The organism is Aeromonas sp. S11(2024), assembly GCF_041402345.1.
GTDB classification, from domain to species: domain Bacteria; phylum Pseudomonadota; class Gammaproteobacteria; order Enterobacterales; family Aeromonadaceae; genus Aeromonas; species Aeromonas veronii.
Genome location: NZ_JBGLRC010000002.1, coordinates 180312 through 196434, shown reverse-complemented (window position 1 = coordinate 196434; position 16123 = coordinate 180312). Strand labels below are relative to the sequence as shown.

Annotated in this window: 12 protein-coding genes; 9 read left to right on the top strand and 3 right to left on the bottom strand. The window is 60.3% G+C overall.

Annotation, left to right across the window (positions count from 1 at the left end; translation table 11 throughout):
• The first annotated feature begins 27 nt into the window (after nt 1-27).
• Both ACB040_RS02725 and ACB040_RS02720 read left to right on the top strand, forming a co-directional pair.
• Nucleotides 28-3057, top strand: coding sequence for a glycosyl hydrolase family 18 protein (locus ACB040_RS02725; protein WP_371164845.1), 3030 nt, complete (start codon nt 28-30; stop codon nt 3055-3057).
• Nucleotides 3058-3196: 139 nt separating this feature from the next.
• The gene (locus tag ACB040_RS02720; RefSeq protein ID WP_338772337.1) at nt 3197-4141 is read left to right on the top strand and encodes a chemotaxis protein CheV; all 945 of its coding nucleotides are present in this window, start codon (nt 3197-3199) and stop codon (nt 4139-4141) included.
• A 182-nt stretch (nt 4142-4323) separates the two neighbouring features.
• Here ACB040_RS02720 and ACB040_RS02715 read toward each other — a convergent pair whose 3' ends face one another.
• A complete protein-coding gene (locus tag ACB040_RS02715; protein ID WP_338772335.1) occupies nt 4324-4935 on the bottom strand; it encodes an arylesterase in 612 nt (203 codons plus the stop codon).
• Nucleotides 4936-4991: 56 nt separating this feature from the next.
• On the opposite strand from ACB040_RS02715, the gene ACB040_RS02710 reads away from it, so the two are divergent.
• Together ACB040_RS02710 and ACB040_RS02705 are read left to right on the top strand one after the other, a co-directional pair.
• Nucleotides 4992-5687: an ABC transporter ATP-binding protein gene (locus tag ACB040_RS02710; RefSeq protein ID WP_338772334.1), complete on the top strand. Its 696-nt coding sequence runs from the start codon at nt 4992-4994 to the stop codon at nt 5685-5687.
• A gap of 36 nt (nt 5688-5723) precedes the next feature.
• Entirely contained in the window at nt 5724-8171 is a 2448-nt protein-coding gene (locus ACB040_RS02705; RefSeq protein ID WP_371153219.1) for an ABC transporter permease, read from the top strand.
• A gap of 127 nt (nt 8172-8298) precedes the next feature.
• Here the strand turns inward: ACB040_RS02705 and ACB040_RS02700 are convergent, their stop codons facing one another.
• Nucleotides 8299-9204: a TIGR01777 family oxidoreductase gene (locus ACB040_RS02700; RefSeq protein WP_338772332.1), complete on the bottom strand. Its 906-nt coding sequence runs from the start codon at nt 9202-9204 to the stop codon at nt 8299-8301.
• Between the two features lie 252 nt (nt 9205-9456).
• Here ACB040_RS02700 and ACB040_RS02695 point away from each other — a divergent pair, with 252 nt between their 5' ends.
• Entirely contained in the window at nt 9457-10986 is a 1530-nt protein-coding gene (locus ACB040_RS02695) for an EAL domain-containing protein (RefSeq protein ID WP_338772331.1), read from the top strand.
• Between the two features lie 74 nt (nt 10987-11060).
• On the opposite strand, the gene ACB040_RS02690 is transcribed toward ACB040_RS02695, so the two are convergent.
• The gene (locus ACB040_RS02690; RefSeq protein WP_338772329.1) at nt 11061-12242 is read right to left on the bottom strand and encodes a PLP-dependent aminotransferase family protein; all 1182 of its coding nucleotides are present in this window, start codon (nt 12240-12242) and stop codon (nt 11061-11063) included.
• Between the two features lie 349 nt (nt 12243-12591).
• On the opposite strand from ACB040_RS02690, the gene trmB reads away from it, so the two are divergent.
• From trmB to ACB040_RS02670, 4 genes are all read left to right on the top strand, one after another.
• Nucleotides 12592-13305, top strand: a complete 714-nt coding sequence (gene trmB / locus ACB040_RS02685; protein WP_005335228.1) for a tRNA (guanosine(46)-N7)-methyltransferase TrmB — start codon at nt 12592-12594, stop codon at nt 13303-13305.
• 48 nt (nt 13306-13353) lie between these two features.
• The gene (locus tag ACB040_RS02680; protein ID WP_005348158.1) at nt 13354-13686 is read left to right on the top strand and encodes a YggL family protein; all 333 of its coding nucleotides are present in this window, start codon (nt 13354-13356) and stop codon (nt 13684-13686) included.
• Nucleotides 13687-13808: 122 nt separating this feature from the next.
• On the top strand, nt 13809-14729 hold the full coding sequence (gene glsB / locus ACB040_RS02675; RefSeq protein WP_005348151.1) for a glutaminase B: 921 nt from the start codon (nt 13809-13811) through the stop codon (nt 14727-14729).
• A 29-nt stretch (nt 14730-14758) separates the two neighbouring features.
• Complete coding sequence (locus ACB040_RS02670; protein ID WP_338772328.1) at nt 14759-16054, top strand: sulfurtransferase; 1296 nt, start codon at nt 14759-14761, stop codon at nt 16052-16054.
• The last annotated feature ends 69 nt before the right edge of the window (nt 16055-16123 follow it).

Here is a 16123-nt window from a genome sequence, read left to right as displayed (position 1 = left end):
CCAAGACAAAACAAGGAAGATAACAATATGCAACAGCTCTTCAGACCCAGCAGGCTTGCCATGCTGGTCGCCCTTGCGGCTGCGCCCGTGTTGGCTCATGCCGCTTATCCCGCCTATAAATCCGGTACTGCCTACAAGGCTGGCGATATCGTCAGCAACGTCGGTGCCCTCTACGAGTGCAAAGAATTTCCCTATTCAGGCTGGTGCGGGGCATCCCCCTATCACTATGAGCCGGGTGTCGGGGTGGTCTGGGCAGATGCCTGGAAGCCCTATGGTGGCGAGGTGCCTCCTCCTGCACTCGGCGTAGCCATCAGCTCACCGGCTGCCGGTTCCAGCTTCAACGAAGGTACCAGCGTGGCGCTGGCGGTGAGCCTGAGCGGCCCGGTAACGGCCTTGGCCCGGGTGGAATATCTTGTCGACGGCAAGCTGGTCGCCACGGCGAGCGCCTCCCCCTGGAGTGCCAGCTGGAGCGCCGCCGGAGTGGGGGCCCATACCCTCAAAGCTCGCGCGCTGGATAAAGATGGCAAGGTGCTGAGCGAGGCGGATTCGAGCTTCAACGTCGCCGCCGTGGTCGCGCCAGAGGCGCCCAAGGCGAACATTAGCAGCCCGGCCAATGGCGCCAAGGTGACGCTGGGTCGCAGTGTGGCGGTGAGCGGTAACGTCACCGATGCCAACAACGATGTGGCCAAAGTCGAGCTCTATGTCAACGGCAAGAAGGTGGGCGAAGATACCACTGCCCCCTGGCAGGTGAACTGGACACCGGATGCCAAAGGCAGTGCCGCCCTCAAGCTGGTGGCCACTGACAAGACCAATCTGAGCGGTGAGTCGGCGGCGGTGACCGTCAATGTCGAGGAGGCCGCGCTGCCGCCCACCGGTGGCAACCTCTCTTGTGACATTCGCCAGATCTATCGCCCGGATGGCTACGAGTGCATGGGGGATGACCATGCCCGCCGGGTCATCGGCTACTTCACCTCCTGGCGCACCGGCAAGAACGGCCTGCCCGCCTATCTGGTGAGTGATATTCCATGGAACAAGATCACCCACATCAACTACGCCTTCGCGGCGGTGGATGAGCAGAGCCACACCATCAAGGTGGACGATGCAGCCACCAAGATGACCTGGGATGGCGTGCCGGGTGCCGAGATGGATCCTGAATTTGCCTACAAGGGCCACTTCAACCTGCTGTCGAAGTACAAGAAGCAGTATCCGGACGTGAAGACCCTCATCTCGGTCGGGGGCTGGGCCGATACCCGCGGCTTCTACACCGCCACTACCAAAGGCGACTGCTCGGTCAATACTGCCGGTATCAACACCCTGGCTGACTCGGCGGTGAGTTTTATCCGCCAGTACGGCTTTGATGGGGTCGATATCGACTACGAATACCCCACCTCGATGAAGGATGCGGGCAATCCCAACGACTTCCCGCTCTCCAACCAGTGCCGGGCCAAGCTGTTTGCCAACTACGAGGTGCTGATGAAGACCTTGCGGGCGCGGCTCGACAACGCCGGTAACGAAGATGGCCGCAAGTATATGCTGACCATCGCCTCACCGGCCTCGGCCTATCTGCTGCGCGGGATGGAGAACTTCCAGGTCACCCAGTACCTCGATTACGTCAACCTGATGACCTATGACTTCCACGGTGCTTGGAACCACTTTGTCGGTCACAATGCGGCCCTGTTCGACAACAATGCTGACCCCGAGCTCTCCCATTGGGGCGTCTATACCCAGACCCAGTTTGGCGGTATCGGTTACCTCAATGCCGCCTGGTCTGCCCACTACTTCCGCGGTGCGCTGGCGGCTGGCAAGATCAACGTTGGCGTGCCCTATTACACCCGCGGTTGGCAGGGGGTGAGCGGTGGCAGTCACGGGTTGGGTGGCAAGGCAGCCCTGCCGAGCCAGAACGAGTGCCAGCCGGGCACTGGTGGCAGCACCATTCCGTGCGGCAACGGGGCGGTCGGCATCGACAACATCTGGCATGATCTCGACAAGAACGGCAAAGAGATCGGCGGTGGCGCAGTGCCCATGTGGCATGCCAAAAACCTGGAGCATGCAGCCAGCCTCGGCATCACCACGCTGCCGAGTTATGGCACAGCCTGGGGTCTGGATCCCAACAATCCGGCTCACGTGATGCAGGGCAAGTATGTGCGTTACTACGATGAGAAGGCTCACGCGCCCTGGCTGTGGAATGAAGAGAAGAAGGTGTTCCTCTCAACCGAAGATGAAGAGTCCATGGGCCACAAGCTCGACTACATCATCAAGCGCGGTCTGGGTGGCGTGATGTTCTGGGAGATGGCGGGTGACTACGCCTTCGATCCGGCCAAGAACGAGTACGGCATGGGCAGCACCCTGACCACCCTGGCTTACGAGAAGTTTGCCAAGGCAACTCCGTACAACACCAAGCAAAACGATCTGGCCGCGCCGAGCGCCCAGCTCGACATCCAGGTCAGCCTCTCCGGCTTCAAGGAAGGAGACTCCAACTACCCGATCAACCCGAAACTCAAGCTGATCAACAAGTCGACCCAGACCATTCCGGGCGGCGCGCGCATCGAGTTTCTGGTGCCCACCTCCACCTCTGATACCATCACGGATCAGAGTGGCATGGGGCTGAAAGTGGTGGAGAGCGGTGGCAACGACAACTCGGAAGGCATTGCCAACGAGAAGGACTTCCACAAGGTCGCCATGAACCTGCCGGGATGGCAGACTCTGGCACCGGGGGCCGAGATTGAAGTCGCCATGACCTACTACCTGCCCGCAGCTGGCGTGCCGAGCGGTATGCGCATCATCAGCGGCAGCCAGACAATTGGTCTCAAGGCCGAGTTCCCGACCTTGCCGGAGGCCGTGTTGGGCTCGGGTGGTGGCGAGAATCCGGGTACCAGCTGCAGCAGCCAGAACGTCAATCCGGCGGCCTACAAGGCCTATCCGAGCTGGCCGCAGGGGGATCATGCCAATGGCGGCGATCGCATCACCCATAACAAGGTAGTGTGGCAGGCGAACTGGTGGACCAGCAGCGAGCCCAAGGCAACCGATGGCAGCTGGAAGTCTGTCTGTAGCTATTGATTTTAAAATCAATGAGATAAGTGAGGCTTCGGCCTCACTTTTTTTGTCTGGTTGGTCGCTCTGGTTGAAAATGCGCCTGCCTTTCCTGGCGGGCAGCCTCTATAATAGAGTCGATTAATAATCAGATGGATATCAGCGTATGGCGAGTATATTGGATTCCGTTGATCAACGAACTCAACTGGTGGGTGAAAACCGCCTCGAGTTGTTGATGTTTCGTCTCGGCACCCGTCAGATGTTCGCCATCAACGTCTTCAAGGTACGGGAAGTGGTCAAGTTGCCCCATCTGAGCAAGATGCCGGGCTCCCATCACAATATCAGCGGGGTGGCCAATATCCGCGGCACTTCGATCCCGGTGATCAACCTGCGTAGCGCCATCGGTATGCGTCCCATGCCCATCGACAGTGAATCCAACCTCATCATCACCGAGTACAACCGCACCATTCAGGGCTTTCTGGTGGGGCAGGTGGCCAATATCGTCAACATGACCTGGAAGGATATCCTGCCGCCGCCGCGCTCCGCCGGGCGCGCCAACTACCTCACCGCCATCACCCGCATTCCCGAAGATGGAGTGGAGCAGATCGTCGAGATCATCGATGTGGAGAAGGTGCTGGCGGAGATCATCACCTATGACATCCGGATCTCTGAAGAAGTGCTGGACCGGGAGATCCTGCCCGAGATGCATGGACGCAAAGTGCTGATCGTCGATGACTCCAGCACCGCCCGCAATCTGGTGCGCGAGACCCTGGGCCAGCTTGGGCTTGAGGTGATCGAGTGTCAGGATGGTTTGCAGGCGCTGACCCTGCTCAAGGGATGGTGCGATGCTGGCAAGAAGGTGACAGACGAGATCCTGCTGGTGATCACCGATGCCGAAATGCCGGAGATGGACGGCTACCGCCTGACCCATGAGGTACGCAGCGATCCGCGTATGTCCGACCTCTTTATCACCCTCAACACCTCTCTGAGTGGCAACTTCAACGAAGCCATGGTCAAGAAGGTGGGGTGCGACCGCTTTATCTCCAAATTCCAGCCCGACTTGCTGGTCGGCGTGGCCCAGGAGCGGCTGCGCCAGGTACTGGAAAGCTGAGAAGCTGCCTGCCGGTTATGCTAAATCAATAACAACACATCCCGCTTCGGCGGGATGTGTTGTTATTGGGTATTGGCGATGGATTGGTTGAATCAAGGTGCCACGCAGAGATCGTCGACCGCTCAAAACATCCGATTTTGGCGGGATATTTTGTTATGGGATATTGGTCATAGACGGCGGGCTTATTGGCTGAGCAGCGGTTCCATAAAGCGGGCGACTTTATCGCGGATTTGGGGCTGGGCCGCCGGGGTGGGATGAATGCCATCGTTCATCATAAGTTCAGGGCGCAGCGCAATATCATCCATAAAGAAGGGCAGCAGCGGCAGATCGTTAGCCTGGGCCAACTCGGGAAAGATCTGTTCGAACTGGCGCAGATAGCGGGCACCGTAGTTGCGGGGCAGCTGGATTTGGGTCAACACCACACGGGTCTGCTGCTCCTTGGCGAGCGCGATCATGCTGGCCAGATTCTGGCGGGTAATGGTCGGTGCGAAGCCGCGCAGGCCATCGTTGCCCCCCAGTTCGATCAGCAGCCAGTCCGGCTTGTGTTCCTTCAGCAGAGCAGGCAGACGGGCCAGCGCCCCCTGGGTCGTTTCACCGCTGATGCTGGCATTGAGCAGGGTGTGTTTGCCCCCCTCCTCCTGCCATTTCTGGTTGAGCAGGGCGGGCCAGCTCTGCTCAACCTGCATTTGATAGCCTGCGCTCAGGCTATCTCCCAGTACCAGCAGGGTCTGGGCCTGAGCCGACGAGAGCTGGCTGCCGAGGCCAACGAACAAGGCAAACAGAATACGCACCATCAATTCAACTCCCGCTATGGATTGTCATCAAGGGATTGGAACAAAGGATACAGAGCATGAGTTCAACCCCCATTATTGTCGTCAAGGGCCTCGGCAAATCGGTTCGCCTCGGCCAGGAAAGCCTCACCATCCTTGAAGGGATCGATCTGCAAGTCAATAGCGGCGAGACGGTGGCGCTGGTCGGTGCCTCCGGCTCCGGCAAGTCCACCCTGCTGGGGCTGCTGGCCGGGCTCGATCTGCCGAGTCAGGGGGATATCGAAATCCTCGGCAAATCCTTGGGCGAGCAGGATGAAGAGGGGAGGGCCAGATTGCGCGCCGAGCAGATCGGCTTTGTGTTCCAGTCGTTCCTGCTGCTCCCGACCATGACGGCGCTGGAGAATGTGATGCTGCCTGCCGAGCTGCGCGGGGAGCGGGATTGCGAACCAAGAGCCCGCGAGCTGCTGGCGGCGGTCGGACTTGGCGAGCGGTTGCATCATCTGCCGCCACGGCTCTCCGGCGGTGAGCAGCAGCGGGTGGCCATTGCCCGCGCCTTTATGACTCGTCCCAGCCTGCTGTTGGCGGACGAGCCGACCGGCAACCTCGACAGCAAGACCGGCGAGAAAGTGATCGAGCTGCTGTTTGAACTCAATCGCAAGCACGGCACCACGCTAGTGGTAGTGACCCATGACCATCAGCTGGCCGAACGCTGTCAGCGACAAGTGGTCATGACGGCGGGTCGGCTGGATCGCGAGGTGACCCATGATGTGGTGTAACGGGGTGAGCTGCGGGTCAGGTGGGAGATGCAAGGGATGATGCAGTGGCGATTGGGATGGCGACTGCTGCGCCGGGAAGGTTTTAGCGGCGAGCTGCGCTGGTTTGTGCTGGCGCTGGCCCTGAGCGTGGCGTGCGTCTTGAGTGTGGCGCTGGTAGCTGATCGGCTCGATGCCGGACTCAAGGCGTCGGGCCGCGACTTTATCGGGGCGGATCGGGTGCTGCGCACTGCCGCTGCGCTGCCGAATGGTTGGCTGGAACGAGCGAAACAGGATGGCTTGGCGGTGCAGACCACCGTCAGCTTCAACAGCATGCTGTTTCACGGCGACGCGCTGCAGCTCGCCTCCATTCGGGCGGTGCCCGACGGTTTTCCCTTCTACGGCAAGCTCACTCTGGAACCTGCCCGTGCCCCGGCTCCCGGCGAGATCTGGCTCTCCGCCCGGGTGATGCAGCTGCTCAAGGCCAAAACGGGGGATGAGCTGGAGGTGGGCAATACGGTGCTCAAGGTGGCGGGCCTGCTTGGCGAGGAGCCGGATCAGGGCTTCAGCCCCTTCCTGCTGGCGCCGCGGGCGCTGATCCACAGTGCCGATATCGAGGCGACCGGCGCCCTGCTTCCCGGTAGCCGCCAGCAGTGGCGCTATCTGTTCAAAGGGCCGAGAGAGGCGCTGGCCCGTTACGAGCAATGGTTGTTGCCGCAATTGCAGGCCGGACAGAAGTGGATCAAACCGGATGACAGCGAATCCCAAGTGGGTCGCTCGCTGGCCAATGCCGAGCGTTTCTTCCGGCTTGCCTCGCTAAGCGGGGTGTTGCTGGGGGCGTTGGCGATGGGGATTGCGGTGCGCCACTTTGCCGAGCGCCAGACCAATATGGTGGCGCTGCTCAAGACCCTGGGGGCATCCCGTCGCTCGCTCTGGCAACTGATGGGAACCCTGCTGCTGTCGCTGACGCTGATCGGTGCGCTGCTGGGTCTGGTGGCGGGCACAGCCATGCAGTGGATCACCTTGCAGCTGCTGGGGGACCTGCTGCCGCCGGATCTGCCGCCCCCCTCCTGGCGCCCTTTTGCGCTGGGGGTGGCGGTGGCGCTCTTTATCACCCTGCTGCTCGCTTTTGTGCCCTTCTTGCGGCTGCTGAAGGTGCCGCCGCTGCGGGTATTACGCCGGGAGTTGGAGGCGGGGATTCCCCCCTGGCTGGCCCTGCCGGTCGGCCTGTTCGGGCTGTTTGCGCTGGTCTGGGGCTTTACCGCCGATGTACGGCTGGCGCTGGGTCTGGTGGGTGGCATGGGCTTGCTGATGGGGCTGCTGGCCCTGCTGGCGGCGCTGATGTTGCGGCTGGGAGCGAGAGTGAGCGGGCCTCATGCCTTGCGGCTGGCGCTGGCCCACCTGTCGCGCGAGCGCAGCAGCGGCCTGTTGCAGCTGGCGGGCTTTGCGCTGGCATTGATGCTGTTTGGTCTGTTATGGGCGGCCCGGGTCGATCTGCTGGATGAGTTTTCGGCCCGTCTCCCGGTTGATGCGCCCAACCGTTTTCTGGTCAATGTGGCGGAGAACGAGCGGGAGGGGATCCTGAGCGAACTGGCGGCAGCCGGGGCCAACACTTCCGATTTCTATCCCATGGTGCGTGGCAGGCTGACCCATATCGCCGGTGAGGCGGTGGGCGAGGGGGCCAGCAGTGGCCGCGAGGGGGTCGATCGGGAGCTCAACTTCACTACCACGGCAACCCTGCCAATCGACAACAAGTTGGTGGCCGGGAAATGGCTCGCTGGGCCCGGCGAGGTGTCGGTGGATAGCGAGTTGGCCAAGCGACTCGATATCAAGCTGGGGGACATGCTCGCCTTTACCATCGAGGGGCGCAGCTTCGGCGCCAGGGTCACCAGTTTGCGCAGCATCAAGTGGGACAACATGCGCCCCAACTTCTACATGATCTTCTCCGAGGATCTGCTGGCACCCTTCTCCCGAACCTGGCTTGGTAGTTACCGATTGCCCGAGGCGGGGCGCTCTGCCGAGGTGGAGTTGATCCGCCGTCACCCCACGGTGAGCCTTATCGATGTGGATGACCTGATTGCGCGGCTTACTCAGGTATCGGAGCAGGTGAGTAGGGCGCTGGCGCTTATGCTGGGGCTGGTGACAGTGGCGGCGCTCTTGGTGCTGCTGACTCAGACTCAGGCCAGCATGGCCCAGCGTCGGCGCGAGCTGCTGCTGATGCGCACTCTGGGTGCCAGCAGCGATCTGCTCAGGAAGATGCTGCGCTGGGAGCTGGTGGCCAGTGGTGCGCTGGCGGGGCTCTGTGCCGCCATGGTGGTGGAGCTTTGCTCCTTTGGCCTGCAATGGTGGTGGTTCGAGGGGCAGTGGCAGTTCCACTGGGCTATCTGGCTCGGCCTGCCGACGCTGGGGGCACTGCTGGTGACGCTGGCGGGGCAGGGGATGCAGCGCCAGCTGCTGGCTGGCACCCTGAGCGATCGGCTGCGAGGGCTGGGTCAGGGGTTGTTGTAATCCCGCCAACGCGAGCCGATGCACACAAGGTGCAATAGCGCAGCCACCATAAACAAGCAGCCCGGCCATTGGCCGGGCTGCTTGCTATGCGAGGTGCTGACGAGTGGACGCAGCGAGCGGGTGTGAGTTAGCGGGGCTCACGCAGCAGATTGGTGAGGGCGCTCGGCAGATCGGGATAGCTGAAGTGAAAACCGGCCTGTTGCAGCCGTGCTGGTATCACCTTTTGTCCGGTCAGCAGCAGATCGGCCGCTTCACCCATCACCAGTTGCAGCAGGGGGGCTGGCACGAAAAAGAGGTGCGGGCGGTGCAGCGTGGTGGCAAGGGTCTGGCTGAACTCCCGGTTGCTGACCGGATGGGGCGCAGTGCCGTTGAAGATGCCGCTGCACTCTTCGTGATCCAGCAAGAACAGCATGGCGCGCACCAGATCCTGCACATGGATCCAGCTCATCATCTGGCTGCCTGACCCCATGGGGCCGCCGAGTCCGAGTCGGTAGGGAGGGAGCATTTTGGGCAGGGCGCCGCCATCCATGCCAAGCACCAGCCCGATCCGCACGATACAGACCCGGGTTTGGCGGCTCTGGGCCTCCTGCGCCAGGGTCTCCCACTGCTGGCACAGCTGGTGGGTGAATTCGTCGTTGGGAGAGCGGCACTGCTCGTCGAGGGTTTCTGTGCCTTGTCTGCCATACCAGCCGATGGCGGAGGCGTTGATCAGCACCTTGGGCGGCGTGCTGGATAGCTTGATGAGGTCCACCAGTTGCTCGGTCAGTAGCCAGCGGCTATCGCAGAGCAGCTGTTTGCGCGACTCGCTCCAGCGTCCGGCGGCGATGGGTTCACCGGCCAGATTGATCACTGCGTCCACGTCATTGAGGTCATCAAGCCGGTCGAGGTTATCCAATACCTTGATATCGTGACCGAGCTGGGAGTAGGCGCGGCTCCCCTGCCTGCTCAAGACCACGACCTCGTGATTGACCTTGAGATGGGCAACCAGCTTGCGGCCGATAAAGCCGGTTCCTCCGGTAATAAGAATCTTCATCGCTGCATGCTCCTGCTGCCGTTTGCTCAACTTTAATGGTGTGGCTTCCCTTCAACAAGTGAGACGTGCTTCGGGAGTTTTCTGTTTGACGTTTGTTAACTCTATCCTCTTCTTACGACATATTGTTGAACAATAGTTTGAATTGATTGATTTTTGTTGGGTGGACATTTGTTGAACAATCGCTATTATGGCGACCCTTTTCGCCTGTCCACCGAGGCTGTCACCCATTATCCGAGCATCAAAGAGGCCGCCATGCCATTTCGTCGTTTGAAACTTCGCCAGCTTTACTCGAGGATTCTGTTGGCGCTGCTGATGGGGGGCGGGATCCTGCTGCTGGGGGTTATTGCCGTTATCTGGCAGACGGTGACGGAGACAGAGCGTGATGCCGATTCACGGTTGCAGCATGCCCGTGTGATGTTTGAGCGCTCCATCGGCCATGCCCAGCAGGCGGCCATCAATGTGAAGGGGATGCTTGGTCACTCGTGCAAGGAGGCGGCACAACTGCTGCGCGAACAGGTGGCCACGGTGCCTTATGTCCGTTCCGCCAATCTGGCTGTAGGCAGCCACATCTATTGCACCTCGCTCTATGGTGACTACGATGGCCTCTTCAATCCCGACCGCTATGTGGATGGCAGGTTGCAACTGCTGCCAGGCAATGAGGTCACTCCGGATCGCCCCTTGATCGTGCTGCGTCATGAAACGGACAAGGGGAGTGTGCTGATCGGTGTAGATGGCTACTACCTGCGCAATACCCTGGAGATCTCCAGCAAGAACTCCCCGATGGCTCTGGTGGTGGGGCAGAGGGCACTGTTTGGCTCAGGTCAGGTCGGGGCGGCGCCCTCTCCGACAGAAGAGGGTTATATTGCCCTCGCTTCGGCCGATTTCCCCTATCAGGTCGTCACCCGGGTCACGGTGCATGACTACTGGAGCCACGCATGGCGATACTCCAGATATACCTTGTTCCTCTCTCCGTTGCTGGCGCTGCTGATTGGATTCGGCACCTTCAGGCTGATGGGGCGTAGCAGCTCACCAGCGGAAGAGCTAAAGCGGGCGTTGATCGAGGAGGAGTTTATCCCCTATCTGCAGCCGGTGGTCTCCGGTGAGGATGAGCAGTGGCGTGGCTGTGAGGTGCTGATGCGCTGGCAGCATCCCAAGCAGGGGATGATCTCGCCGGATCGCTTTATTCCGCTGGCGGAAGATAGCGGGCTTATCGTGCCCATGACCAGCCTGTTGATGGCGCAGGTGCGCGACCACTTCTCCCCTTATGCCCGCAAGCTGCCGGCAAAGTTTCATTTTTGCTTCAATATCAGCGCCAAACACTTTCAGGATCTCGACCTGTTGGCTGACTGCAAGGCGTTTCTCGACGCGTTTAAGGACAATCCCGTTGATTTGGGGCTGGAGCTGACTGAGCGTGAACTGCTGGTGGCTGATGAGACAACGGCCCGGATGTTTGCCGAGTTGCGCAAACTGGGCGTGTTGATCTCTATCGATGATTTTGGCACCGGTCACTCCAGTCTCACCTATCTGCAACAGTTTCAGGTCGATGCAATCAAGATTGACCGGAGCTTTGTAGAGATGATCGGCACGGATGCACTCTCCAGTCATATCGTTGAAAACGTGATTGATCTGGCGAAGCGACTTGAATTGATCCTGATCGCGGAGGGGGTCGAGAAGCAGTCGCAGGCGGACTACCTGCGGGCGCGCCACGTTGACTATCTGCAAGGGTATCGTTACAGCCGCCCCATTCCGATGAAGCAGTTTTGCAAGACCCTGTTTGGCTGAACGGTTGAATGGGGAGCATAAAAAACCAGCGATCACTCGCTGGTTTTTTTGTTGATACGGTTTGGCTTGGGCGATCAGAGCATGCGCTGGAGGGCGCGGGCCAAGCGTTTGACCCCCTCCTCGATGGTCGCTTCATCGACGCAGGAGAAGCTCAGGCGCAGGGTGTTCTTGATCTCGGGTCGCACGTAGAAGGGGGCGCCGGGTACGAAGGCCACCTTCTCCTTGATCGCCTCGTCAAACAGCGCCATGGCACTGATGCGGGCTGGCAGGGTCAGCCAGAGGAACATACCCCCTTCCGGTCGGGTGTAGCTGACGCCGGGCGGGCAGTGACGGGCCAAAGCGGCCTCCATGGCAGCGCGCTGGCGGCCATAGACCTCCTTGATCTTCTCCAAGTGAGCGTCGAGGGAGTTGTCGGTCAGGAAGCGGTGCAGCACCTGCTGGCTGAAGGCGTTGCTGTGCAGATCGGTCGCCTGCTTGGCTATGGTCACCTTCTTGCGCAGCCACTCCGGCATCACCATCCAGCCCAGACGGAAGGCGGGCACCACGGTTTTCGAGAAAGAGCCGAGCAGCACGGTATTGTTTGGCGCCAGCTTGGCAATGGGGGGGAGATGCTCCCCTTCGAAACGCAGCTCGCCGTAGGGATCATCTTCCACCATCAACAGCTCGTGGCGCACCAGTCGCTCGGCCAGTGCCTCGCGGTTGGCACGGCTATAGGAGACACCGCTCGGGTTCTGGAAGTTGGGCACGCCGTAGAGCAGTTTGGCACTGGATCCGCTTGCCAGCAGCGCATCCAGCGCCGCCAGATCCAGTCCCTCTTCTTCAAGGGTGATCGGCTTGAAGGTGGGCTGGTAGACAGAAAAGGCCTGAATGGCGCCAAGGTAACCCGGCTCTTCGATGATGAGATCCTGACCCTCGTCGATCAGCACCTTGCCCAGCAGATCCAGCGCCTGCTGGGAGCCGCTGGTGATCAGGATGTTGTCCGGATTGACCTGCATGCCGTGGCGGGTCAGATAGCGGTCGGCAATATACTGGCGCAGCGGGGCGAAGCCCTCGGTCGCCGCATATTGCAGGGCGGCAGCCCCCTGTTCGCGAAGTACATCCTGACAGGCCTGATCGATCGCCTTGACCGGAAACAGGTGGGGATTGGGCAGGCCACCGGCGAAGGAGATGATCTCCGGATTGGCGGCAACTTTGAGGATTTCACGGATAAAGGAAGGCTCGACCTTCTTGAAGCGCTGGGCAAAAAACGGCTGCATAGACAATTCTCTCGGCATGTGGGCGGTCGCTCCATTCGACCGCCAGGTTATCCGTTTGTATCAGATTTCAGAAATGAGGCAATGATTGTCACAAAAATCGCCAAAAAAGGGCTGGAACGACTCTACTGCGGATTATATTGGACGGTTAGTCGGTGTGGTGATGCCAGTGAGGGGGCAGGGAAGTGGATGGCCGGAATATTTGTTGCGCGAAACACTTGCGCCTTGGGCCTATCTTGGGATAATTCGCTCCCCTGTTTTCGCGGGTCGATGAAATGCCGAGCCGCGAGCGGTCCCGCTCGGGATCGAACACAAGATGTATTACCCGGATTGATGAAATAACGAGACCATTATGCCTGTGACCCAAGATGTATTTAACGAAGACGGCAAGTTCATGCGCAAGATCCGCAGCTTTGTCCGTCGCGAAGGCCGCCTGACCAAAGGGCAGGAGAAGGCCCTGGAAGAGCTCTGGCCGGTCATGGGCATCGATTTCGAGCCAAAGCAGCTCGATCTGGTCGCACTGTTTGGCCGTGAAGCACCTGTGGTGCTGGAGATCGGCTTTGGCATGGGCGCCTCTCTGGTGGAGATGGCCAAGAATGCCCCCGAGAAGAACTTCATCGGCATCGAAGTGCACTCCCCGGGCGTGGGCGCCTGTCTGGGTACCGCTCAGGAAGCGGGGGTCACCAATCTGAAGGTGATCTGCCACGATGCGGTCGAGGTGCTGGAGCACATGATCCCGAACGGCTCACTCTCCTGCCTGCAGCTCTTCTTCCCGGATCCCTGGCACAAGAGCCGTCACCACAAGCGCCGCATCGTACAGCCTGCGTTTGCCCAGGATATTCGCCAGAAGCTGGCCATCGGTGGCGTGTTCCACATGGCGACTGACTGGGAAAACTATGCCGAGCACATGCTGGAAGTGATGAGCGCCGCCGAGGGTTACGAGAACACCTCTGCCACCGGCAACTGGGTGCCTCGTCCGGACTGGCGTCCGCTGACCAAATTTGAACAACGTGGCCACCGTCTTGGCCACGGGGTTTGGGATCTGATTTTCAAGCGTGTCAGCTAAGCTGGCACGTCAACACACCTAGCGTATCAACTAACTTGAGGAGCTATCATGGCCAATCGTAGCCGCCGCCTGCGCAAGAAACTGCGCGTCGATGAATTCCAGGAAATGGGTTTCGACATCAGTTTCAACTTCCCGGTCGGCACTGCCGAAGAGACCATCGATGCGGTAGTCGATGCGATGATCGATGAGGTTGTTGAACCCCGTAAACTGGCTTTTGCCGGCTCCGGTCACCTGGCCTGGGAAGGGATGATCTGCACCCAGCAACTGGGCAAGTGTACCGAAGAAGACCGCGCTGCCGTCAAATCCTGGCTGGAAGGCAAGGGGATGGAAGCCGTGGTCGTTACCGAGCTGTTCGACCTCTGGTACGGTGAACCGGCCTGATACAAGGCTGCCGCATCTGGCGCCTTGTTGTGGGTAACTGAAAAATCCCGCCGCTGGCGGGATTTTTGTCAGTGGGGATGGGATCTCCACCGCTGTTTTAGTCATGGAATCGCTTATTGCTTATGGTGTTGTCATCCGAATTACTGGCCAGCATCCTTGAAGAGGTGCGCCCGTTGCTGGGACAAGGCAAGGTGGCCGACTACATTCCGGCACTGGCTCAGGTGCCTGCCGATCGGCTCGGTATCGCAGTCTGTACCGTCGAGGGGGAGCTGTTCACCGCCGGTGACGCTTTTGAACCCTTCTCCATCCAGAGTATCTCCAAGGCCCTGAGCCTGACCCTGGCACTCACTCTCTATCAGGAGGAGGAGATCTGGGCCCGGGTTGGCAAGGAGCCCTCCGGCCAGCCCTTCAACTCGCTGGTGCAGCTCGAGTTCGAGCAGGGAATTCCCCGCAACCCCTTTATCAATGCCGGAGCGCTGGTGGTGAGCGATCTGCTGGAGACCCGCCTCACTGCGCCGCGTCAACGTACCCTCGAGCTGGTGCGCCGCCTTTCCGGCAATCCGGCCATCATGGCGGATCAGGTCGTCGCTCGCTCCGAATATCAGCACTCTGCCCGCAACGCCGCCATCGCCTATCTGATGAAGGCCTACGGCAACTTCGAAAACGAAGTGGACAAGGTGCTGCAAAGCTACTTCAATGCCTGTGCCATTCGCATGAGCTGCGTCGATCTGGCGCGGGCATTCATCTATCTGGCCAACCGTGGTGTGCCATTGGGCGAGAGCGTGCCGCTGCTGCCCGCCCGCACCACCAAGCAGGTCAACGCCCTGCTCGCCACCTGCGGTCTCTATGATGAGGCGGGGGATTTTGCCTATCGGGTCGGCATGCCGGGCAAATCGGGGGTCGGTGGCGGTATTATCGCCCTGATCCCGGGCGAGCTCTGCGTCTGTGTCTGGTCGCCCGAGCTCAACAAAGCCGGCAACTCGCTGGCGGGCACGGCGGCGCTGGAGCTGCTGGCCGAGCGACTGGGTCGCTCCATTTTTTAACCATGTTCACTATGAATCGAGAAATCACCATGAAACGACATCTTTGCTTCCTGCAGGCCGCGCTGGCGACCTTACTGCTCTGGTGTGCCCTGCCCGCCGTGGCAGGGGAGTTGCCACCGCTCTCGCTGGCCGATGCCAAGGCCAAACAGGCTGTCATCCTGGATACCCGCGCCAGCTACTTCTATCAGGGGTGGCCGATGGAAGGGGAGAAGCAGGGCGGTCATGTGGCTGGTGCAGAGAACCTCTCCGCCGAGTGGAAATACAGCGATGAAGAGTGGCCCAAGGCGCTCGAGATCAAGGGGTTGAAGGCCGATCGTCCGGTTGCCCTCTACGGTGCGTCCCGCGAAGTGGCCGAGGTGGCGCGTCTGCTGCGCAAGCAGGGGATCAAGCAGCTGTTCGAGCTGCAAGGGTGGCAAGCCGCACCGCGCGAGTCGCTGGCACGCTGGCAGCAGCTGGTCTATCCGCGCTGGTTGGCGGATCTGCAGGAGGGCAAGCCGGTCGCCGCAGCGCCCAAGGGCGACTGGAAGCTGTTTGAAGTGGATTGGGGTTCACCCAAGGCCTACCTCATCAGCCACATCCCGGGGGCCGGCTATATCGATACCAACAGCCTCGAAGAGGAGCCGCTGTGGAACAAGGTCTCTGACGAAGCGCTCAAGAAGCTGCTGCTGGATAACGGCATCCGTTACGACACCACCGTCATCCTCTATGGTCGAAACACCATGGCGGCCGCCCGTGCCGCGCACCTGATGATGTATGCGGGTGTGGAAGATGTGCGCCTGCTGGACGGTGGTCTGGATGCCTGGTTTATCCAGCACCTGCGCACCGAAACCGGTCTGCCCAACAAATATGAGCCGGTGAAGGAGTTTGGCGTTGCCATTCCCGCTCACCCCGAGTACTACACCACGTTAAGTCAGGCAAAGGAGCTGCTCAAGCAGCCCGATAGCGCACTGGTCAGCGTGCGTACCTGGGACGAGTTTGTCGGTAACACCTCAGGTTACAGCTACATCAAGCCGAAGGGCGATATCCCGGGGGCCAAGTGGGGTCACGGCGGGGTGGATGCCAACAGCATGAGCGATTTCCACAACCCGGACGGCACCATGAAGCCGGCCCGCGAGATCCTCGCCATGTGGGACCAGTGGAACATAGAGCCAACTCAGCAGGCTGCGTTCTATTGCGGTACCGGCTGGCGCGCCTCCGAGGCTTTCTTCTACGCTTGGCTGATGGACTGGAAACAGATCAGCGTCTACGACGGCGGTTGGTACGAGTGGAGTTCAGATCCCAAGAACCCGACCGTGACCGGTGAGCGTCAGCCCGCCAAGTCATGATTGCGTTCTTGCGCTTGAAAGAAGAGGCCGGACAGAGATGTCCGGCCTTTTTCATTGCGCTCGCCACCC